This is a genomic window from Arthrobacter sp. D3-16, from assembly GCF_054408515.1.
Map to the genome: position 1 here is coordinate 2,060,526 of NZ_CP096437.1, position 21,776 is coordinate 2,082,301.

Consider the following 21,776-nt stretch of genomic DNA (forward strand, 5'->3'; position numbering starts at 1 on the left):
GCTTACCTGAAGTAGCAGTCGTAGCTGTCCTGGCTGACGATCAGCCCCTTGGTGACTTCAAACACGGACGACGTCCTGGCCCGGATAGTCTCCCCTCTGTCCCAGTAACGCAGGTCCATCAGGACAGTCGCGGACCAATCCGCTTCCACCGCCACCCGACCGCCCTCACAGGTGGTCCGCCTGACCACAAACTTCTGGTCGGCCACCACTTCCGGGCTTTGGTCCGCGCCGGCCAGGACCTCCGCCAGGGTGCGTGTGGAGCCTTCCGGGGCCAGCAGGTGCGGGGCCTCCACCAGGACAAAGGAGTCAGCGAGGAAAGGCCTGATGGCTGCCGCTCCCCCACCGGCCTCCAGCACGCGGATGAAATCAAGGACACGGTCCAGCGGCGGGGTCTGCAAGGAGGAGTATTGAGGCACGGGATAGACACTAGCCGAGCCGAGGGCCGCCCCGCCGCCCGGCCGCTAGGCTTTCCCCATGAACCAAGGCGCGCCGGAAACCGCACACACCGCAGAGCAAATCCGTGACACTGTGGAGCGGATCCTTGAAGCAGGCGCGCTCCCGCCCATCGTGCAGGCAGGTCACCCCGCGCTCAGGCAGCGCGCCGCCGCTTTTGACGGCCAATTGTCCGACGACCAGCTCGGGCGCCTGATAACCCTCATGCGCCAGGTGATGCATGAAGCTCCGGGCGTGGGGCTGGCCGCGCCCCAACTCGGCATACCGCTGCAGCTGGCCGTTGTTGAGGACCAGTTCGACGTCGATCCTGAGGCCGCTGCCCTGCGTCACCGGAGCCCCCTGGATTTCCTTGCGGTCCTGAACCCCGGCTACACGCCTCTGGGTCATGGCTTGGCGTCTTTCTATGAGGGCTGCCTTTCCCTCAACGGCCTCCAGGCTGTGGTGGCCCGGCATGAGAACGTGCTTCTTGAGTTCCAGACACCGGATGGCGCCAGGATCCAGCGGGAGTTTTCCGGCTGGCAGGCCAGGATTATGCAGCATGAGACCGACCACTTGAACGGTGTGCTGTATGTGGACCGGGCCCAGCTCAGGTCCCTGAGCAGCAACGCCGAATACGCCGCGAACTGGGTAGAGCCAGGCATTGGCAAGGCGCAGCAGGGGCTCGGTTTCGGCGCCGGACCAGCCGGTATCAGCCTCTGACCTTCCGGCGCCACTTCCCATCCAAGGAAGAACCGGATGCCGGAGCCATAGGATGGTTCCCATGCCCTCCACGACTGACCTCCCGCTGTTGTGCCCGGTGTGCCGGAATCCGTTGGAACTCCGGGCGGCCGCCCCTTTGGACCAGGGCCACCTGGTGTGCCTTGGCGGGCATAGCTTTGACGCCGCCCGCCAGGGCTACTTCAACCTGCTGGTCGGGAAGGGCACTGCCTTCGAGGCCGACACGGCGGACATGGTCCAGGCACGCTCCGACTTCCTGGCGGCCGGGCATTACCGGCCGCTGGCAGCTGCGGTGGCAGCCGCCGTCGTGCCCTGCCTGCCTGAAGAGCGCAGCGCCGTCCTTGACATCGGGACGGGAACGGGCCATTACCTCAGGGCGGTGCTCGATCAGGCTGCGGCGCAGAACCGCCGCCACGTGGCTGCGCTGGGCCTGGACATTTCCAAATTTGCCTTGCGCCGGGCCGCGCGGCTCAACCCCGAGGCCGTGAACCTGGCGTGCGATGTCTGGCAGCCACTGCCGTTGGCAGATAACTCGGTGAACGCCATCACAGTCATCTTTGCGCCGCGCAATGCCGCCGAGTTTGCCCGCGTCCTGCGGCCGGGCGGGCGGCTGGTGGTGGTCACGCCCGGGAGCGGGCACCTGGCTGCCATCGCCGCCGCTACCGGGATGCTTGGCATCGAGGAAGGCAAGGAAGCCCGGCTGGCCGAAGCAATGGGCAGCCATTTCGACGCCGGGACAAGTACCGGCGTTGAAATTCCCCTGGCACTGACCCGCAAGGAAGCCGCGGACCTCGCCTATATGGGCCCGGCGGGCCACCACCTCAACCGGCTGGACCTGTGTGAACGGCTGCTCGCTATGCCCGAGCCGGTCCGGGCCGAAGCGAACTTCCGGCTGATGGTGTTCCGGCCCAAGGAACCAGCTGCGACGTAACGACTTGGCCACTATCCCTGCACGACTGGCGTGAGCCTGCCCACAGCGGACGGGCCAGCACTAAGATTGAAACAAAGTTACTGGCGGGTGCGCGCGTGCGTGCTCCCCGTAGCGAAGGGGGAGAACGTTGTTCGAATGGCTTGGGGAAAACTGGTGGGCGTTGTGGCTCACGGCCTTCCTGGCGTTTGCAGTGATCGAGATGATCACCCTTGACCTGTTTTTCATCATGCTCGGCGGAGGCACCCTCGCCGCACTGGTCGCGGACTTCGCAGGAGCCGACCTCTGGCTCCAGATCGTGGTCTTCTGCGTGGTGTCACTGCTCATGATTGCCTTTGTCCGGCCCGTGGCCCTGGCCCACCTGAAGAACGGTCCGTCAGAGCAGCGCACCAACATCGACCGGCTCATTGGTGAGCAGGCCGTTGTAATGGAACCGGTGACATCCGACGGCGGCCTGGTCAAGATCGGCGGAGACATCTGGACAGCCCGTTCTGCAGGGGGCGTCCTTACCGCCGGCCAAAAAGTAGTGGTTTCCGCCATCGATGGGGCTACGGCCGTGGTGTCAGCGCCGCCGGAAGCAGCTGGCCAGTCCTGATACAGCCTGAACAAATGGGGAACAAGGAGATGTATGGATAACGCAGGAGGAACTGCATTGGCCATTGTGCTGGTGGTCCTGATCGTGTTTGTGATAATCGTGCTGGTCCGGTCGGTGCGGATTATTCCGCAGGCCCGCGCAGGCGTGGTCGAACGGCTGGGCAAGTACCAGCGGACGCTTAATCCAGGGCTGACCATCCTGATCCCGTTCGTGGACCGGCTCCTGCCGTTGCTCGACCTCCGCGAACAGGTGGTGTCGTTCCCTCCGCAGCCGGTTATTACCGAGGACAACCTGGTGGTCTCCATCGACACCGTGGTTTACTTCCAAGTCACTGATCCGAGGGCTGCCACCTACGAGATCGCCAATTACATCCAGGCAGTCGAGCAGCTGACCACCACCACGCTGCGCAACGTCGTGGGTGGCCTGAACCTTGAAGAAGCACTCACCTCCCGCGACCAGATCAACGGCCAGCTGCGCGGCGTCCTGGACGAAGCAACCGGCCGCTGGGGCATCCGTGTTTCCCGCGTGGAGCTCAAGGCGATCGATCCGCCCCACTCCATCCAGGACTCCATGGAGAAGCAGATGCGCGCGGAGCGGGACCGGCGTGCCGCCATCCTCACGGCCGAAGGCACCAAGCAGTCAGCCATCCTGACTGCCGAAGGCCAGCGGCAGGCGTCCATCCTGGCGGCCGAGGGCGATGCCAAAGCCGCCATCCTGCGCGCCGACGGCGAAGCGCAGGCTATCCAAAAAGTCTTTGACGCAATCCACAAGGGCAACCCGGACCAGAAACTGCTGGCATACCAATACCTGCAGACCCTTCCGAAGCTTGCGGAGGGTTCCTCCAACAAACTGTGGATCATCCCAAGCGAAGTCGGCGAAGCCCTCAAGGGAATCGGCAACGCGCTCGGGGGAACCAACCCCGACCCCACCGCGGCCGGGTTGTTCGACGAAGTGGGAGCCAAGACCTCCGAGCCTTAAATCCAGACTGGGAAGGCACCTCGAGGGGATCCGCAGTAATTGCGGATCCCCTCTATTTTGGCCCGGATGGCATGACACCCGTATAATTGGGTATTTGTCCGGCAGGAGCAGATCCGCTGGAACAACCGAGCTTCGCGATGCGTTGAATCTTAAGATGCAGCACAGAGCACAGAGTAGTCCGGAGGTGCTTCTTAGCCACCGGCTTGCGCGGGGTTTTACTCCGCGAACCGATCAGAGGGAGAAAACATGAGCGATCGCAGCCTGCGGGGCATGCGCCTTGGTGCGCAGAGCATGGAGACCGAGTCCGGAGTCGAGCCGGCTCCGCGTCAGCGCGTCGAGTACCGGTGCGAGGACGGCGAGCAGGTCTTCGTAACGTTCTCTTCCGAGGCGGAGATTCCTCCGGTCTGGGTTTCCAAGACCGGCAAGGAAGCCCTCCTGGTCGACGGCGAACGCCCGGACACCAGCAATGACAAGGCCGTCCGCACGCACTGGGACATGCTGCTGGAACGCCGCTCGCTTCCGGAGCTGGAGCAGATCCTCGAGGATCGGCTGACCATCCTGCGCGAACGCCGCGGAGAGCGCCGCTCCGCCTAGCACCTCCGAATGTGCAACAAGGGCCGTCCCCCATTCCGTGGGGGACGGCCCTTGTTTTTGCCGCGCTGCCGCTTCCTAAACGGCCCGCTTAAAGCAGTTACGGCTGAGCCGGCGACTTCCTGCGGGTGAGGGTGTTCCAGCGGGCCTGGAGCCCCCACTTCGTGACGTTGATCATTGCCTCCACCACGATGTTGCCACTCATTTTGGAGGCTCCCAGCTCGCGCTCCACGAAAGTGATGGGCCGTTCCTCGATCCGCAGGCCCATACGGGAAACCCGCCAGGCGAGGTCAACCTGGAAGCCGTAGCCCACAGAATCCACCTGGTCCAGGTTCAGCTTCTCAAGGGTGGTCCTGCGGAACGCGCGGTAGCCGCCGGTGACGTCCTTGATCTTCAGGCCCAGCATGAGGCGGGCGTAGGTGCTTCCCACCCGGGAGATGGCCTGCCGGTACAGCGGCCAGTTCACCACGCTTCCGCCGGGGACCCAGCGCGAACCCATGGCAAGGTCAGCACCCTGGTCGATGGCCTCAAGGAGCTGGGGAAGCTGTTCGGGCTGGTGTGAACCGTCCGCGTCCATCTCCACCAGCACGTCGTAACCTGCGTCCAGGCCCCACTTGAACCCGGCAATATAGGCCGCGCCCAGGCCTTCCTTGCCCTTGCGGTGCAGGACGTGCACCTGGGCGTCCTCGGCCGCGATCCCGTCGGCCAGCCGGCCGGTGCCGTCAGGGCTGTTGTCGTCCACTACCAGCACGTCCGAGGCCGGTACGGCTGCGCGGAGCCGCTGCAGGGTGATAGGCAGCGATTCCAGCTCGTTGTAGGTAGGGATGATGGTAAGGACGCGCACAGAGAGCCTTCCTGGTGGGAACGGTCGGTGCACCCGCGGACGAGCGAATCGCTGGCAGGCGCAGCTACCCATTATAGGGCGGGCGGCGCGGGGGCCAGGAACGCAGGTCAGGAACGCAGGGCGGGGCTGGCATACAGCTCGGAACCGTCCCGTACCGTCTGCAGGCAAACCGGGTCCGACCCGGTGTCCAGCGCAGGCAGTAACGGCGTCCGTGCCCTCGGATCGGTGCTCCATGACTGAACCCTGCCGTCAGCCACCTGGACCATCAGTTCCTCAACTTCCCAGACAGCGAAGCTGGCCGGAGCTCCGGGGACGAGCTGTCCCGCCATGGGATTGTGATACTTTGCTGCCCGCCATCCAGCCCGGGTGTGGCCCAGGAAAGCCGCGCGCGCCGAGATCCGCTCATCTTCATTGTGGTGCTCCAGGCAGGCCCGGACGCTGGACCAGGGGCGCAGCGGTGTCACGGGGCTGTCGCTGCCGAAGCACACGGGAACTCCGGCAGAGTAGAGGCTGGCAAACGGATTCATGGGCCTGCTCCGCTCCCCCAGCCGCTTCTCATACAGTCCTCCGGGGCCTCCCCAGGCGGCATCGAACGCGGGCTGGGCACTCACCGTCACGGAGTAGCGTGCCAGTGTTGCGATGGCTGCTGCATCCACCATCTCCACATGCTCAAACCGGTGGCCTGCCGCCCGGACCCGCTGCTCTCCCACCTCGGAGGCCGCCAGCTCCAAAGCCTCCAGGGCGGCGTCCAGTCCGGCGTCCCCAATCACGTGGAAACCGCCCTGGATCCCCACCAGGGAACAGGCTGCAAGATGGGCTGCCGCCTCCTCGACGCTCAGGTACAGGCTGCCGGACTCGTCCGGGGCGTCGCTGTAATCTGACCTCAGCGCCGCCGTCCGTGATCCTATGGAGCCGTCGATGTTCAGGTCACCGGCAAGGCCCCTGACCCCAACCCCCAGTTGGCCGAGAATGCTGCGCGCGTGATCTTCCGATGACGCCAGTTCGCCCCAATAGGGCAGTACTTCCGGCGCCGGTACTCCCCCGTTGTTGCTGTTCCAGCTTCCTGCCAGCCTGAGATCGGCGGTACCGCCTATGTGCGGAGCCCCGATCTCCGCCACTGCCACATAGCCGTTGGCGGCTGCCTCCGTGAGGGCCCGGCGCTGGTGCCGCCTGAGCACCTCGTCGGGGAGCCGACGGGTCGCCTGCCGCGCTGCCGCGTGCGCAGCCCGCCTCACCCGGGGACCGCCGTCGAAACCATCAAGGCCGCGAAGCCCGGCCGAGCCTGCCAGGGACGCAGAGACCAAGGCTGAGTGGACGTCGACACGGGACAGGTAGACCGGACGGCCTCCCGAAGCCCGTTCCAGTTCCTCTGCGCTTGGCAGGGTGGCATCGGCCCAGGTGGTCTCATCCCAGCCGTGGCCCAGGACCGGACCGTCACCGGGCGCAGCGGCTACGGCGTCCAAAAGCTCACGCGCCGAGCTGGTATGTTGCAGCGCCAGGGAGTCCAAGGCTATTCCTGTTTCCGTCAGGTGCATGTGGGAGTCCACGAAACCCGGGGCAACCAGCGCGCCCCGGAGGTCGATGATGTCCATGGACCTGTCCGCGATGGAAGTAGCTGCCTGTTCGGATCCCACCCACGCCACCGTGTCCCCGTCCACAAGCATGGCGGTGGCAAAGGGGTCAGCGGCTGTGTAGACAGAGCCGTTCCGGTAGAGCACCGGGTTGGTCTTGGCACGGGATCCGGGCAGGTCTTCGGGACGGGGCATAGGTAAGCAGTACTCCTGGAGATAGGACGGCCGGCAGCAGCGGGCGGTGGGTCAGAGAACGGAAGAGTAGGCCACAACGCCGCGGCGGATCAGCGAGATGGCGTCAGAGCAAAGGCGCGCGAGGCGGGGATCCAGGCCGGGAATCTTTGCGAGCTGGTCCAGCAGGTCAACCACCTGCTTCACCCAGCGGACAAAGTCTCCCGCCGCGAGGTCGGTACCGCTCAGGACGTCCTGCAGGTGCCGGCCCCGCGCCCACTTGTAGATCGGCCAGACCAGGCCCAGTTCGGGTTCGCCGGTCAACGGAAGCTTGTATTCCTCTTCCGTATCCTCCAGGGCGGACCATTCGCGCACTACGATGTCCACCGAGGTCTCCAGGGAGACGCTGGGCATCCGCGGGCGCAGCCCCCGGTCCTCGCGCTTGGCCTGGTACACCAGGACGCTGGCAAGGGCCGCAACTTCCGCGGCGTCAAGATCCTCGAAGGCGCCAAGCCGGAGCGACTGGGAAATCAGCAGGTCCTTCTCGCCGTAAATCCTCCGCAGCCTCTGCCCGTCTGGACTGATGACCAGCCTGCCGTCGGTGGTCGGTTCGAGGTAGCCGTAGGAGGACAGGACGTCACAGACCCGGTCAAAGGTCTTGGCGATGGTGTTGGTGCGGCCCTGGATCTGCCGGACCAGCCCATCCGTTTCCCGCCGGAGCTTCCACCAGCGTTCAGACCAGCGCGCGTGGTCCTCCCGTTCACTGCACCCGTGGCAGGGGTGGGCGCGGAGTGCGCGTCGGAGGTCAGCGATGCGCTTTTCCTGGTTCGGTAAGGCGGTAGCGAGGCCGAAGTCGTTGTTGCGGTTGTTGCCGGGGGCAGGCGGGCGGTTTTCCCGCAGTGCGTTCCGGGCCGAGGATGCGAGGTCGCGCCGGGACTTGGGAACCTTGGCGTTGAACGACTTGGGGATGCGGATGCGCGTGACCGGGGCGATGGGACCTTCCAGGTCGTCGGTCCCGATCCGGCGCAACTGGTTGTCCAGCGTCAGCACGGCGGGACGCGGCTCCCGGCTGCTGTGGTCCGAACTCAGCACAATCGCGGGGCCAGGGGCCCGCCCGCCCGGAACGTGCACAACGTCGCCCGGAAGCAGGCGCGCCAGCGAATCATCGCTGAGCGACTTCCGGGCCCGCGACTTTGTACGGGAGGTGGCGTTTTCGGCGTCGGACAGCTCCCGGCGCAGCCGCGCGTACTCTGTGAAGTCCCCGAGGTGGCAGGTCATGGATTTCGCGTAGCCGGCCAGCGATTCCTCGCGGCTCCGGACCTGCCGTGCCAGTCCGACCACCGAGCGGTCCGCCTGGAACTGGGCGAAGGAGGACTCCAGGATCTCGCGGGCCCTCACCCGGCCGAACTGGGCCAGGAGGTTGATGCTCATGTTGTACGTGGGCCGGAAGCTGGAATTCAGGGGGTAGGTACGCCGTGAAGCGAGGCCGGCGACCGCCGTCGGGTCCGTACCAGGCTGCCACAGCACCACAGCATGGCCTTCGACGTCGATGCCGCGGCGGCCTGCTCGTCCGGTCAGCTGCGTGTACTCCCCCGCGGTGATGTCCACGTGCGCTTCGCCGTTGAACTTGTCCAGCTTTTCGAGCACAACGGAGCGGGCCGGCATGTTGACGCCGAGGGCAAGCGTCTCGGTGGCGAAAACGGCCTTTACCAGGCCGTCCGCGAAGAGCTTCTCCACCACCTCCTTGAAGGTGGGCAGCATGCCGGCATGGTGCGCCGCGAAACCCCGAAGCAGGCCGTCCCGCCAGGTCCAGAAGCCCAGCACGTCCAAATCGTCCGGTGGAATATCATGGCCGGCCTCGTCCACGCGCTCGGCGATGATCCGCTGCTCTTTCTCCGTTGTCAGCCACAGCCCGGAACCGACGCATTGGGCAACGGCAGCGTCACAACCGGCGCGGGAGAAGATGAAGGTAATGGCCGGCAGGAGGTCCATGCGGTCAAGGCTTGCGATCACCTGAGGCCGGCTGGCAGGGCGCACGCCCCGTTCGTCTCCGCCCCGGCCCGGCCGGTCGTTTCCGCGCCTGCCGCGCTGGCCCCGGCCGCTGGGGGCAGACCTGGCGCGGAAGCTCTGCATGCTTTCGCTGCGGGCCACGGTGAGGAGGTCGGGGTTAACGTCGAAGGCCCGGCTCTTCGCCCTGTCCTTGCTGCCATTCTCTTGAGCCTGGTCGGAATCCACAGGTGGAGCGATCTCGTCGAAAGTGGTTTCCCCGGCAAAGAGGTCCATGATCTGGCGGCCCACCATGACGTGCTGCCACAGCGGTACCGGCCGGTGCTCGGACACAATAATGTCCGTGTCGCCACGGACGGTATCAAGCCACGCGCCGAATTCCTCGGCGTTGGAGACGGTGGCGCTCAGGGAGGCCACCTGCACTTCGCTGGGGAGGTGGATGATGACCTCTTCCCAGACGGCGCCGCGGAAGCGGTCAGCAAGGTAGTGCACCTCGTCCATCACCACGTAGCCCAGGTCGCCAAGGGTTGCCGAATCGGCGTAGAGCATGTTGCGCAGGACTTCGGTGGTCATCACCACCACGGGAGCATCACCGTTGATGCTGGTGTCACCGGTCAGCAGGCCCACGCTGTCTGCTCCATACTTGTCGCTGAGCTCGGTGAACTTCTGGTTGCTCAACGCCTTGATGGGTGTGGTGTAAAAGGCTTTCAGGCCGCGCTGGAGGGCAAGGTAGATCGCGAATTCGCCAACTATGGTTTTTCCGGCCCCGGTAGGGGCTGCAACGAGCACGCCCCTGCCCTCCTGCAGGGAGCGGCAGGCCTGCCGCTGGAAGTCGTCGAGTTCAAAGTCCAGGGTTCGGGAGAAGGCACCGAGGTAGGTGGCCGCCTCTGCCCTTCGTTCAGCGCTGGCGCGATACCTCTCGGCCGGGGAGAGCTCTTCGGGATCGCTGGGACCGGTAGAGAATGGCCTGGGCTGGAACGAACCGTCGTTGGAGGACATACACCAAGCCTAATAGGAGCCTAGAGGTTCTTCAGCTCACTTCCCGGGGTGGCGATGTCTGCTGTGGCATCAGTTTCGGCCAGGCGCTTTGCCTGGCGGCGCTCCCTGCGCTTGTCATTCATCAGGCAGATCCCGATGGCTGCGAAAAAGAGCACCAGCAGCGGGCCGGCAAGCATGAACATGGAGATGGCATCGGCGCCGGGGGCCGCTATGGCCGCCAGGACAAACACCAGGAACACTGTGATCCGCCAGGCCTTGAGGATGGTTTGGCCGGAGATAACACCGGCCATGTTGATACCCACCAGCACCACGGGGACCAGGAAGGCGATTCCCAGCACCAGGACCATCCGCGTGACGAACTCGATGTAGGTGCGCGCATCAATCACGCTGGAGGAGCCGTCAGGGGTGAACTGGGTGAGTGCCCGGACCACCTGTGGCACCACGAGCCATCCCGCCCAGATACCGGCAAGGAACAACGGGACGGCAGCAGCCATGTAGCCCAGTGTGTAACGACGTTCCTTGGAGGTCAGGCCGGGGGTGATGAACGCCCACAGCTGGTAGATCCAGATAGGACTGGAAATGACCACCCCGATGAGGAGCGACATCTGGAGCTTGAAATCAAATGGGGAGGCGATGGTTCCGAAGTTGATCGCCGAGAGCCCGCCGGTTTGCTGGGAGATACGGTTGACCGGATCGGCCAGCGCCTTCAGCAGCGGATCGTAAAGTATCCAGCCTCCGATGCCGCCAATGACGACGCCGATAGCCGACTTGATCAGCCGGTTTTTCAGCTCTTTGAGGTGGTCCCAAAGAGCCATGCGCCCCTCGGGGTTGGCTTTACGGGCCCGCGATAGTGCCACTGGGGGTCAGGCGCGGTTCGACGGCGGAACGTCAGTGCCGTCTGTCGGCTCGCCGGGCTTCGCCTTAGGGTGGTTGACGATGGTGCCCTCCACCGGACCGGAAGCGTCCGTGGTGTCGGTCTTGCCGTCGTTCTTCATTTCCTTGACTTCGGATTTGATGATCCGCATGGACTGACCGAGGCTGCGCGCCATGGCCGGAAGTTTGGGCGCGGCAAACAGAAGCAAAGCAACAACGATGATAATTACGATGGGCCAGGGGCCATCAAACAGTCTTCCCACGGGAAATCCTTTCGTCTCAATTCATTTTACTTCTATGTGAAGTCCAGATCGCCGAGCGCCTGCGGCTGACCCCGGTCCGTCTTGCGCTGCACTCGTTTGAGGCGGCGTTCTTCCCGTCGGGACGACTTGGATGCCTCGTAATCATGTCGCATGACGGTCGGGGAGGCAAAAACTGCGGAACCCGGCTGCGGCTTCCTCGGATCCGGGGATGCGTCCGGCTGCTCCATGGGGCCCAATCGCCCCAGTTTTTCACCGGCTGCCCCCAGGTCCTTGAGGGTGGCCATGATTTGGCGGAACAGTCGGAAGCCCAAAAAGGCATAAAGGAGCAACGAGAGCGCAACGAGCGCTACCCATATCAGGATCCAGGACCACCAAGGCATGCTGAGAAGTCTAGCCGCCGTACCTGGCCAGGGACGCCACCAGCCAGGTGCGGGCCGCGTCGGCCAGCCCCGCCGGCGCCAGGATGCGGGCGGAACCGCCGTGCTGGGCCACGAACATCGGAAGCCACGCGGTATTCCCGAACCGGATCTCAGCAACCAGCCCGCCGTCGTCAAGCTCGGCCGTACGTTCCGCGTAATAGTCGTCGGCCAGCCCCCTGCCCTGCCGGGTGAGCTGGACGGTGACGATCGTATCGTCGTCCCTGGCTGTGAAGAGCTTCGCGGGAACCCCCTCGGCCGGGGTTGTTCCGGCCGGCACCGGACGGCCGTTCGGGCGGAGGTCCTGGACGCGGTCCAGCCGGAAGTTCCGCAGCCCTTCCACCGAATGGCAGTAGGCCTCGAAGTACCAGATGTTGTCCAGCGAATAGAGGCGGAGCGGGTCAACGTCGCGTTCCGAGACGCTGTCCCGTTGCGGGGCCAGGTACGCCAGGCGCAGCTGGAATCCCGACTCGATGGCTTGCCGTACCGTGGCGTGGGCCGCCGCATCTGCCGGTGCCATTTCCGGTCCGGCAAGTGAAGCTGCCCGGAGCCCCTCCTCGCCGGCGGCCGCCAGGAGCTTGAGCGTCACTGATTCCAGGGCGCCGCCCTCTGCTACCTCCGGCAGCCCGTTGAGCGACTCCAGCCCGGTCAGGAGGGCGCACGCTTCTTCCACGGTGAAGCGGACCGGTTTGGTGAGGTCAAGATCCTGGGTGATGTAGACGTGGTCGTCTTCCCATTGGATGTCCAGGAGGTCATCGGGGTAACCCTCCGGAAGCCCTGAACAGATCAGGATCTGCAGATCGTCCTCCAGTTCCTTCCTGCTGATGCCGAACCGGTTTGCGACGTCCTGGATATGCAGGCCCTGGTTGTGCACCAGGAAGGGCACCAGCTGGAGCATCCGCTTGAGCTGGTCCTCCGAGGTGCGCGCGCGGGCGGGCCGCGAGGGAGCGCTGGCGAAGCGGAATGCGGGGACGGGAGTGGCGCTGAATTCTGCTGCGGCACGAAGCCTGCGGCGGACGGCGTCGGCCAGCTCGGCGGGTGCCACTGCCAAAGCGTCCGGCCCGTAGGAAGCGAGCTCTTCGGCCAGGACCTCGGGGTCCCGGTACTCCAGAGTGATCCGCTCATAGCCCGATTCGGGTGGTTCTGCAGCGCCGCTGCCGGGTGCATGGTCCAGTGCAAAGTCCTGGGCGACAGCCCGGCGGCGGAGGGCCAACAACCGCCCTTTTCGGACGTCCACGACGGCGGTGCGCAGCGGCAGCTCCGGCAGGCGGTCCAGTTCCTGCCTGATGTTGAAGTCGCGCGGCGGCGTGAATTGCTCGCGCTCAAGGGTGGTCACCGCACTGGTGAAGCGGGAGAGGCGGAAATGGCGGGGTGCCTTCCGGGCCCTGTCATAGCCTGCAAGGTACCAGTGCCCGAACCGGCTTCCCAGCCCCCAGGGCTCAACCGTCCGTTGTTCCTCCGTTCCGGTACTGCCTGCAAGGTAGGTGAACGTGACGGGGTGCTTGGCGTGCATCGCGGCAACAAGGTCGTCGAAGGCCTGCCCCGCGGGTTTGATCCTGGGCTGGACACCCGCGGGCAGTTGGACGTCGGACATTGCGCCGGACGCCTGGAGCTTCCGCAGTGCGCTCTGCGCGGCTGTGCCGAGCGCTGCGCGCTCCCACAGCTGGGACGCCAGGAGAAGTACCGTCCACTCCTCCGGACCGAGCTGGACGTCCGGGAGGCGGTTGGATTCCTTGCCGATCCGATAGCGTGTGGTGGCGGGATCGTCCTCGCTCCAGCCCAGGTCCGTCAGCGTTTCGACATCGAACCCGAACTTGCGAAGATCGCTTTTGTCCCGTTCGAACATGCGGCCGAAGGACGCCTCGTTGCCCGGGGTGTCGCGGTAGATCGTTTCGCGCAGTTCGTTCCGGCGCAGGCCGTACTTCGTGTTGAGCAGGGCGATCAACAGATTCAGGAGGCGTTCAGTACGGGATGCGGACACCCTCGCTACGTTACTAAACTCCGTGCCCTAACGCAGGAAGCGCGGCAGCGACAGGATGTGATGGTCCTGTTGCTGCCGCGCTTCGCCGGGATGTGGTACGGCTGGGGTCAGCGGACGCCCACGAGGTCAACCACGAAGATCAGGGCTTCGTTGGGTGCAATGGCTCCACCGGCGCCACGGGAACCGTAGGCGAGCTCGGAGGGAATCTCGAGGCGGCGGCGGCCGCCTACCTTCATGCCCAGGAGGCCCTGGTCCCAGCCCTGGATGACCTGTCCGACGCCCACGCGGAAGTCCAACGGGGCGCCGCGGCCCCACGAGGCATCAAATTCTTCGCCGGTGGACCAGGCAACTCCGACATAGTGGGTGGAAACGGTGTCGCCGGCCTTGGCTTCGCGGCCGTCCCCCTCGATGAGGTCGGTGATGACGAGTTCCGTGGGGACGTCGCCCTCGGGGAAGTCGATTTCGGGCTTCTGGCGGTCAAATTCCCGCTGTCCAAAAGACATGGTTGCTCCTTGGTGTCCTGTAGATGGTGTGCTGCTTGGATGCCTCGGCGGGGGCCGGGCCTGTTGCCATTGTTGCTACTTGGCTCCGAGGATGTCCACTACGAAGACAAGATCGCCCTTGGCTTCGCCCTGGCCGGCGTCGCCGTAGGCCAGGTCCTTGGGGATCACCAGCAGGACGCGTGAGCCTACGGTCTTGCCGGCCAGGCCCTGGGTCCAGCCCTTGATGACGCCGGTAAGGGGGAAGGAGGCGGGCTCGCCACGGTCAAAGCTCGAGTCGAACTTGGTTCCGCCCACCAGGTTGACGCCCACGTAGTTCACGGTGAGGGTATCGGTCTCCTTGACGGTGGCGCCGTTGCCCTTGATGAGGTCCTGTGACACCAGCGCCGTGGGAGCCGCAACACCTTCGACGGAGATCTCGGGAATGCCGTCTTTCTCGGTAACGGTGGGCAGGCCGGCCGGCGGGGTGACCGTCTCCCCTTCGGGCTTCTCCAGCACAGGGGTGACGTCGGAAGCGGAAAGGACCTTGATCACCAGCAGCTGGGTAGGCTGGGCTTCGCCGCCGGCAGCAGCGGCCTGGCCGGGAACGGCAAGTGCAAGGCTGGAGCCCACCTTGGCGCCCACAAACGCGTTGTAGATGACCTCGCTGCCGGTCTTCAATTCCTCGTTGAGTTCCAGGGGCTCTGGCTCACTGGGGAACGTGTCCTCAAGGGTAGATCCGTCCGTACCGTTCAGGGCGAGGATGGAGATGTTGGCAATCTGGTTCGCCTTCACTATTTCGCCGTCGCCCTCGGTAACCACTTTAATAGTGGGTTCCGCCACTTCCAGCGGCTTGGCGAACTCCACACTGGGAGCTTTTTTGTCCCCGTTGTCGGTCAGTTTGAGGGAGTCGAACTTTGCAGTCTCGCCAGCGGACTTGCTGGTGGGTTCCGGCTCTGCGGTTGATCCGCCGCAGGCGGTCAACAGCAGCAGGGCTGGAAGAAGGATTGCTAGTAGTCGGCGCACGTAAGAGAACTTTCGTCGGGGCAAGATGGAGTCGGTGGTCCGCAACTCGGCGGGCGGCACCGCGACAGGCCCTTTAAAGGACCTTATCCAGAATAGCCCCTGAAGCTGGGTGTCAGCCCATAGAGTCGAGAAGGGCATCCACACGGTCATCGACGCTCCGGAACGGATCCTTGCACAGTATGGTCTGGTGCGCCCGGTCGTTCAGTTTCAGGTGCACCCAGTCCACGGTGTAGTCCCGGCCCAACTCCTGGGCACGCCGGACAAAGTCGCCGCGAAGCTTCGCGCGGGTTGTTTGCGGCGGCGCGTCGACGGCGTCCTTGATCACGGTGTCATCAACAATCCGCCGGACGGCCCCCCGGCCCTGCAGCAGGTAGTAGAGGCCGCGGCTTCGGGAGATGTCGTGGTAGGTCAGGTCGAGCTGGGCTATCCGCGGGGCGTCCAGGCCGAGCCCATGGCGTTTGCGGTAGTTGTCCATCAGCTTCTTCTTGATGGCCCAGTCGATCTCGGTGTCGATGCCCCGGGTGTCACCGCTTTCGATCGCTTTCAGCGTACGTTCCCAAAGGTCGAGGATCACCGGGACGTGGGAATTGTGGGCGCCGTGCTCCTTGACGAAGGCAGTGACTTTTGTGAGGTACTCCTGCTGGATCTCCAATGCGGTGAGCTGGCGCCCGTTGGCGAGGCGGACCAGAGCGCGGCCGCTGAGGTCGTGGGAGATCTCGCGGATGCTGCGGATGGGGTTTTCCATCCGCATGTCCCGCATGATCACCCCTGCCTCGATCATTCTCAGGACCAGGTCGACCGTGCCCACTTTCATCAGGGCCGTGGCTTCGGACATGTTCGAATCGCCCACGATGACGTGCAGCCGGCGGTAGAACTCAGCATCCGCGTGCGGTTCGTCCCGGGTGTTGATGATGGGGCGGGACCTGGTGGTGGCGGAGGAAACCCCTTCCCAGATGTGGTCTGCCCGTTGGGAGAAAGCGAAGGTTGCCCCGTGTGGGGTCTTCAGGATCTTCCCGGCGCCGGCGATGAGTTGCCGGGTGACCAGGAAGGGAATCAGGATCTCGGCCAGCCGGGAAAACTCACCGCGCCGGGGAATCAGGTAGTTCTCGTGGCTGCCGTAGGAGTTTCCGGCGGAATCGGTGTTGTTCTTGAACAGGTAGACAGTGCCGTTAAAGCCCTCGGCCGCCAGGCGGGCCTGCGCTTCGTCCACAAGGTCGTCGAGGATCAACTCCCCGGCCCTGTCGTGGGCGATCAACTGCGCGAGGTCGTCACACTCGGCCGTGGCGTATTCCGGATGGGACCCCACGTCGAGGTACAGCCTCGAGCCGTTGGTGAGGAAGACGTTGGATGAACGGCCCCAGCTGACCACCTTGCGGAAAAGGTACCGGGCCACCTCCTCCGGGGCAAGAGGCCTCGAGTCGGGGCTGGAATACGAAATCCCGAATTCCGTTTCGATACCGAAGATTCTCTTGTCCATGTGTCCTCCTAGGCCAGCAGTGCAGTGATATCCGCGTCGTCAAGCCGGCGGAAGGCGCGCCGCGAGCCCCGCGAGCTCTCTGACGACCTGTCCAGGACGGCAACTTCCACTGCCTTTACCGGCAATGCCTTCGGCTGTTCGCCTGTCTCGGTCGCCGGAACCAGCGCTCCGATGGCAAGCCGCAGGGCGTCCGCAAAGCTCAGTGAACTGCGCCAGCCCTCCTCGATTGCTGAGGAGACCTTGTCTGCCTGGCCGCCCATCACGACGAACTGGTGTTCGTCGGCAATGGAACCGTCAAAAGTCAGGCGGTAGAGGTGGTCCTCTGCCTGGGTGGGCCCCACCTCCGCAACCGCAAGTTCAACCTCGAAGGGCTTTTGCTCGGCGGTGAATACCGCACCGAGGCTTTGCGCATAGACGCTGGCCAGGCCGCGGGCTGTAACGTCCTCGCGATCGTAGGAGTAGCCGCGGACGTCCGCGTACCTGACGCCGGCCTGCCGGAGACTTTCGAATTCGTTGTACTTCCCTACGGCCGCGAACGCGATTTTGTCGTAAATCTCGCCGATCTTATGCAGGGACGGCGACGGGTTCTCAGCGACCAGCGCGATTCCGTCGGCGCAGCTGATGACAGCAACTGACCTTCCCCGGGCTATTCCCTTCCGTGCGAAATCCGCACGGTCCTTCATCAGCTGCTCTGGCGATACGTAAAACTGCTGGGTCATCTCAGGCCTCCCGTCCGGCGTTGGTGCGGGCCTCGATGATGTTTCCGGCGGTCGCCGCGAGCACGTTCTCGGCTACCCGCCGTGCACCGGACCTGTCCACGGTGTAGATGACCGGCCAAAGCTGGCGGACGGTATCCGGTCCTCCGGTAGCGGAGTCGTCGTCCGCGGCGTCGTAGAGCGCTTCGACGGCGACCGAGACTGCTTCAGCCTCGTTCAGGTTTGGACGCCACAGCTTTTTCAGGGCGCCCCGGGCAAAGACCGAGCCGGAACCGACCGTATGGTGTTCGTGTTCCTCGTACCGGCCGCCCGTGACGTCGTAGGAGAACAGCCTTCCCACCCCGGCGCTGGTGTCGAAGCCGGCGAAGAGCGGCACCACGGCGAGTCCCTGCATGGCGAGGGGAAGGTTGCCGCGGATCATCGCTCCCAGCCTGTTGGCTTTGCCTTCCAGGCTGAGGAGGGTGCCCTCAATCTTCTCGTAGTGTTCCAGCTCCACCTGGAACAGCCGGGTGAGGTCAATCGCTATGCCGGCGGTGCCGGCGATGCCCAGGACGGAGAAGCGGTCGGCAGGGAAGACCTTTTCGATATGCCTGCTGGCTATCACGTTGCCCATGGTGGCCCGCCGGTCCCCCGCCATCAGGACGCCACCGGCGTAGCTCATGGCCACAATGGTGGTGGCGTGCGGAACCTGCAGCGGCGCGGCCCCGGGGGCACCGGCCTGAACTCCCCTGTTGTACGGCAGGAGTTCGGGCCGGTCCCGCTGCAGATGTTCCGTAAAGGACGAGGTGGCGTTGGCGGCTACCTGGTTGGCGGTTGATTCCTGCACTCATGCACTCCTTGAACGTAGTTCTTCAACGTCGGTACAGATTCCGGCCGTCCGCGGCTTCCGCCACCCATCGGGTCCGGGTTACTGGCCGCCTTTTTGGACGAAGGCGCGCACGAACTCCTCGGCGTTGGATTCCAGCACTCCGTCGATCTCGTCGAGGAGGTCATCCACGCCTTCGGTTGATGCTGATGCCTGCGCTTCGGGGGGCGCGGGCGGGGCCTCGGGAATGTCCTCGTCGACCTGGCTGTCGCGCGATTGCGGCTGCTGCTGCTCCTGGCCTGCCATTGTTACCTCTCCCTTCCTGCCGTCGGATCCGGCGGATCCTCCGATATGCCAATCCTGCCACGATGCCGGCCTTCCGGCGCGGTTTATGCCGCAGGCGGAGTCCTGTTGTGTCCCAGGAGTTCCGCGAGGAATGGGCCCGCTTCCCGGTAGCGCTCGAATAACGCTCCGGTCAGCGCTTTGGTTCCCCGAAGGGGCTCCCGGGTAGGGACGCGCTGAAGCCTGCCGTAGCCCGGGACGTCGAAAATGACAGAGTCCCAACTGGCCCCTACGACGTCCTTGCCGAAGTTGCTGATGCACTTGCCGCGGAAGAACGCGCGGGTGTCCGGCGGCGGCTCGCCCACGGCAGCCGCGATGGCGCCGTCGTCGAGAATCCTGTCCACGCGGTTCCTGGCCAGGAAGCGGTAGTAGAGGCCCTTTTCCGGCCTGATGTCGGCCCACTGAAGGTCAACCAGTCCAAGCCGGGCGTCGTTCCACGCCAGCCCGTCACGTTCGCGGTACCCCTCAAGGAGCGAGAGCTTGGCGACCCACTCCACCGAGCGGGCAGCGGCAGCACGGTCACTGTCCAGCTGGGTGAGGACGGTGGCCCACCGGTCCAGGACGTCATGGGTGTGCCCATCGCCGTCCACGGCATCACCGACGCCGGTATCCTGTGCCAGCTTGGCCGCGGCTTCGTGATATATCCACTGGAGGTCAAGGGCGGTGACACGCCTGCCGTCCAGCAGCCGCAGTGTCGCGGTGAGGGAGGTGTCGTGGCTGACTGCCTGGAGGGCGGCCACGGGTTCGTAGACCTCGATCTTTGGTGCGAGCCCGGCCTCGATGAGGCTGAGGACCATTGCCGTGGTTCCGAACTTCAGGTAGTTGGAAACCTGGCTGAGGTTGGCATCACCGATGATGACGTGGAGGCGCCGGTATTTGTCCGCCGTGGAGTGCGGCTCGTCCCGGGTGTTGATGATGGGACGCCGGATGGTGGTTTCGAGGCCCACTTCGGCTTCGAAGAAATCAGCCCGCTGGCTGATCTGGTAGCCGGGGGTGGAAGCGTCCTGACCGATCCCCACCCGGCCGGATCCGCAGAGGATCTGGCGGCTGATGAAAAACGGTGTCAGACCCCGGACGATATCCCCGAAGGGAACGGAGCGGGGCATGAGGTAGTTCTCGTGGGACCCGTAGGACACCGATTTGTTGTCAGTGTTGTTTTTGTACAGGTTCACCGGCGGCAGGTCGGGGTCAGCGGCCAGCCTGCGTACGGTGGCCAACGCCACGAGGTCACCCGCGGCGTCCCACTTGACGGCGTCACGCGGGTTTGTCACCTCCGGGCTTGAATACTCGGGATGGGCGTGGTCCACGTACAACCTTGCGCCGTTGCCCAGGACCATGTTCATCAGCAGGGTACCGGACTCATCCTGCCCGTCGAGTTCCAGTTCCTCACGGCCGTAGGCCAGCGCAACAGCTTCCGCGTCCAGCACCGGCGGCTGGTCGGTCAGCTGGCTGGGATGGGCGGACGCCCTGTCCACCGTCCAGCCCCGTGCGTCGTGAAGGGGTTCCTCGTCGGTGTAGTCCCACCGCGTTTCCGCCCCGCCCGCGGCGCGCTGACGGGTCACTTGGGCATATGCCTGGACCACCCTTGCACTCATCATGGTGGCGTTCGCCGACGGGGCGGACGGGGCATGGATGCCGTATTCGGTTTCTGCTCCCATGACCCGCAAGGCCCCGCCCACGGGGAGGGCTCCCCCGGCAGCGGGTTCCTGCGAAGCCGTCATAGATACTGCCCTGTGGTCGGCATTGTTTCGATCGACTTTCCGGGCTCCTGGCCGGCCTTGCCCTGCACGATGGTGCGGATGTACGTGATCCGCTCACCCTTCTTGCCGGAGATCCGGGCCCAGTCGTCCGGATTGGTGGTGTTGGGCATGTCCTCGTGTTCGCGGAACTCGTCCACCACGGCCCGCAGCAGGTGCTCGATCCGCAGCCCCTTCTGGTGCGTGGTCAGCAAATCCTTGATGGCGTACTTTTTCGCCCGGTCCACCACGTTCTGCACCACAGCACCGGAGTTGAAGTCCTTGAAGTACAGCATCTCGGTGTCACCGTTCGCGTAGGTGACTTCCAGGAACTCATTGGACTTGTCCGTGGAGTACATGGCTTCCACCGTGCGCTGGACCATGGCGTCCACCGTGGCCTGGACGTCGCCGTCGTGTTCGGCGAGGTCGGACTCGTGGAACGGCAGGTCCGTGGTGATGTACTTGTTGAAGATGTCGGCAGCAGCCTCGGCATCCGGGCGGTGGATCTTAACTTTGACGTCAAGCCTGCCGGGCCGAAGGATCGCCGGGTCGATCATGTCCTCACGGTTGGATGCGCCGATCACGATGACGTTGTCCAGCCGCTCCACGCCGTCGATCTCGCTCAGCAGCTGGGGCACGATGGTTGTTTCGACGTCGGAGGAGATTCCTGTGCCGCGGGTACGGAACAGCGAATCCATCTCATCGAAAAACACCACGACTGGGCTGCCGTCCGACGCCTTTTCGCGGGCACGGGAGAAGATGAGCCGGATATGGCGTTCCGTTTCGCCTACGTACTTGTCCAGGAGCTCGGGGCCCTTGATGTTCAGGAAGTAGCTTTTCAGGTCCACGTTCCCCGAACGTTCCGCGGCGCGGGCAGCAAGTGAATTGGCCACGGCCTTGGCGATCAGGGTCTTACCGCAGCCGGGAGGGCCGTAAAGCAGGATGCCCTTGGGCGCCTTCAGGCCGTGTTCCCGGTAAAGATCCGGGTGCAGGAAAGGCAGTTCGACGGCGTCGCGGATCTGTTCGATCTGCGGTCCCAATCCCCCGATGTCTTCGTAGGTGATGTCCGGGACCTCTTCCAGGACCAGGTTCTCCACCTCGGACCGCGGCACTTTCTCGAGAGCGTAGCCTGTCCGCGAGTCGATGGAGAGGGCATCGCCCACCCGGAGCTTCTCTGCGAGCAGCGCGCCGGAAAGCCGGACCACCCGCTCCTCATCGGCCCTCCCCACCACCAGAACGCGGTCGGAGCCAAGCATTTCCTTCAGCGTGGCCAGTTCGCCTGCCCGCTCGTAACCGAGTCCGGCGACGACGAGGAGTGCCTCGTTAAGGAGGACTTCCTGCCCCACGGCCAGCTGGTTGATGTTTACCAGCGGGCTGATGCCCACACGCATTTTCCTGCCGGCGTTGAAGATGTCCACTGATTCTTCAGTAGCCGCCTGCCCGCTGCTGCCCGGCGAAGGCTGCCTCCGCGGGTTCAGCTGGAGAATGGTGCCGAAGCTGTAGGGAGGTTGTCCTTCCTGGTCCAACGCGTTCTTCAGCCGGAGAATCTCGGCCTTCGCCGCCTCAAGCATCGTGACCAGCTTCGTATTGTTCTGCGTTGCCGCAGCCAGCTGGCGGTCGATGTGCCTGAGCTTGTCCCTGAGGATGTTGACCTGGCGGTCGGCAACCGAGAGGTCGTTGGCGGCAGACTGCTCTGCCGGTGTACGTCCGGAGTCCTGGTTTGGCGTCTCCATGATGTATCAGCCCCTTCCTGCGCTTCTATTAAGACCTTAGCCCCAAGATGGCAGGTAGGGAGGGAGACTCCCGAA

The 21,776-nt window shown here is 64.6% G+C and carries 21 protein-coding genes; 5 read left to right on the top strand and 16 right to left on the bottom strand.

Annotated elements, in window-relative coordinates:
• Positions 1-2 precede the first annotated feature (2 nt).
• Entirely contained in the window at positions 3-416 is a 414-nt protein-coding gene (locus tag M1D32_RS09875; protein ID WP_458782015.1) for a nuclear transport factor 2 family protein, read from the bottom strand.
• A gap of 58 nt (positions 417-474) precedes the next feature.
• Here M1D32_RS09875 and M1D32_RS09880 point away from each other — a divergent pair, with 58 nt between their 5' ends.
• From M1D32_RS09880 to M1D32_RS09900, 5 genes are all read left to right on the top strand, one after another.
• A complete protein-coding gene (locus tag M1D32_RS09880) occupies positions 475-1,152 on the top strand; it encodes a peptide deformylase (RefSeq protein WP_458782016.1) in 678 nt (225 codons plus the stop codon).
• A 61-nt stretch (positions 1,153-1,213) separates the two neighbouring features.
• Positions 1,214-2,101: a methyltransferase domain-containing protein gene (locus tag M1D32_RS09885; protein WP_458782017.1), complete on the top strand. Its 888-nt coding sequence runs from the start codon at positions 1,214-1,216 to the stop codon at positions 2,099-2,101.
• A 127-nt stretch (positions 2,102-2,228) separates the two neighbouring features.
• Complete coding sequence (locus M1D32_RS09890) at positions 2,229-2,693, top strand: NfeD family protein (RefSeq protein WP_458782018.1); 465 nt, start codon at positions 2,229-2,231, stop codon at positions 2,691-2,693.
• Positions 2,694-2,726: 33 nt separating this feature from the next.
• Complete coding sequence (locus M1D32_RS09895) at positions 2,727-3,671, top strand: SPFH domain-containing protein (protein ID WP_458782019.1); 945 nt, start codon at positions 2,727-2,729, stop codon at positions 3,669-3,671.
• Positions 3,672-3,917: 246 nt separating this feature from the next.
• Complete coding sequence (locus M1D32_RS09900) at positions 3,918-4,265, top strand: RNA polymerase-binding protein RbpA (protein WP_013600997.1); 348 nt, start codon at positions 3,918-3,920, stop codon at positions 4,263-4,265.
• 97 nt (positions 4,266-4,362) lie between these two features.
• On the opposite strand, the gene M1D32_RS09905 is transcribed toward M1D32_RS09900, so the two are convergent.
• The 15 genes from M1D32_RS09905 to arc all read right to left on the bottom strand — a co-directional run bounded on the left by M1D32_RS09905 (position 4,363) and on the right by arc (position 21,701).
• Positions 4,363-5,106: a polyprenol monophosphomannose synthase gene (locus M1D32_RS09905; RefSeq protein ID WP_458782020.1), complete on the bottom strand. Its 744-nt coding sequence runs from the start codon at positions 5,104-5,106 to the stop codon at positions 4,363-4,365.
• A gap of 107 nt (positions 5,107-5,213) precedes the next feature.
• Entirely contained in the window at positions 5,214-6,872 is a 1,659-nt protein-coding gene (locus M1D32_RS09910) for an amidohydrolase (RefSeq protein ID WP_458782021.1), read from the bottom strand.
• 51 nt (positions 6,873-6,923) lie between these two features.
• Positions 6,924-9,854 (bottom strand): DEAD/DEAH box helicase, encoded by a 2,931-nt coding sequence (locus M1D32_RS09915; protein WP_458782022.1) that lies wholly within the window; start codon positions 9,852-9,854, stop codon positions 6,924-6,926.
• Between the two features lie 20 nt (positions 9,855-9,874).
• On the bottom strand, positions 9,875-10,669 hold the full coding sequence (gene tatC / locus M1D32_RS09920; protein ID WP_256247847.1) for a twin-arginine translocase subunit TatC: 795 nt from the start codon (positions 10,667-10,669) through the stop codon (positions 9,875-9,877).
• Between the two features lie 48 nt (positions 10,670-10,717).
• Positions 10,718-10,990, bottom strand: coding sequence for a Sec-independent protein translocase subunit TatA (tatA, locus tag M1D32_RS09925; RefSeq protein WP_009358592.1), 273 nt, complete (start codon positions 10,988-10,990; stop codon positions 10,718-10,720).
• A gap of 32 nt (positions 10,991-11,022) precedes the next feature.
• Positions 11,023-11,370: a hypothetical protein gene (locus M1D32_RS09930; RefSeq protein ID WP_458782023.1), complete on the bottom strand. Its 348-nt coding sequence runs from the start codon at positions 11,368-11,370 to the stop codon at positions 11,023-11,025.
• A gap of 10 nt (positions 11,371-11,380) precedes the next feature.
• The gene (locus M1D32_RS09935) at positions 11,381-13,387 is read right to left on the bottom strand and encodes a helix-turn-helix transcriptional regulator (protein ID WP_458782024.1); all 2,007 of its coding nucleotides are present in this window, start codon (positions 13,385-13,387) and stop codon (positions 11,381-11,383) included.
• A 107-nt stretch (positions 13,388-13,494) separates the two neighbouring features.
• A complete protein-coding gene (locus M1D32_RS09940; RefSeq protein ID WP_066275847.1) occupies positions 13,495-13,890 on the bottom strand; it encodes an FKBP-type peptidyl-prolyl cis-trans isomerase in 396 nt (131 codons plus the stop codon).
• Between the two features lie 75 nt (positions 13,891-13,965).
• Entirely contained in the window at positions 13,966-14,892 is a 927-nt protein-coding gene (locus M1D32_RS09945) for an FKBP-type peptidyl-prolyl cis-trans isomerase (RefSeq protein WP_458782025.1), read from the bottom strand.
• Positions 14,893-15,004: 112 nt separating this feature from the next.
• Positions 15,005-16,369 carry a Pup--protein ligase gene (gene pafA / locus M1D32_RS09950; RefSeq protein WP_458782026.1) on the bottom strand — a complete coding sequence of 455 codons (1,365 nt, stop codon included), beginning with the start codon at positions 16,367-16,369 and terminating at the stop codon, positions 15,005-15,007.
• 8 nt (positions 16,370-16,377) lie between these two features.
• On the bottom strand, positions 16,378-17,088 hold the full coding sequence (gene prcA, locus M1D32_RS09955; protein ID WP_458782027.1) for a proteasome subunit alpha: 711 nt from the start codon (positions 17,086-17,088) through the stop codon (positions 16,378-16,380).
• Between the two features lies 1 nt (position 17,089).
• Entirely contained in the window at positions 17,090-17,911 is an 822-nt protein-coding gene (gene prcB, locus M1D32_RS09960) for a proteasome subunit beta (RefSeq protein WP_458782028.1), read from the bottom strand.
• A gap of 81 nt (positions 17,912-17,992) precedes the next feature.
• On the bottom strand, positions 17,993-18,196 hold the full coding sequence (locus M1D32_RS09965; RefSeq protein ID WP_015937113.1) for a ubiquitin-like protein Pup: 204 nt from the start codon (positions 18,194-18,196) through the stop codon (positions 17,993-17,995).
• Positions 18,197-18,279: 83 nt separating this feature from the next.
• A complete protein-coding gene (gene dop, locus M1D32_RS09970) occupies positions 18,280-19,953 on the bottom strand; it encodes a depupylase/deamidase Dop (protein ID WP_458782029.1) in 1,674 nt (557 codons plus the stop codon).
• Positions 19,950-21,701, bottom strand: coding sequence for a proteasome ATPase (gene arc, locus M1D32_RS09975; RefSeq protein WP_458782030.1), 1,752 nt, complete (start codon positions 21,699-21,701; stop codon positions 19,950-19,952). Before arc ends, dop begins: the two co-directional genes overlap by 4 nt.
• Positions 21,702-21,776 lie beyond the last annotated feature (75 nt).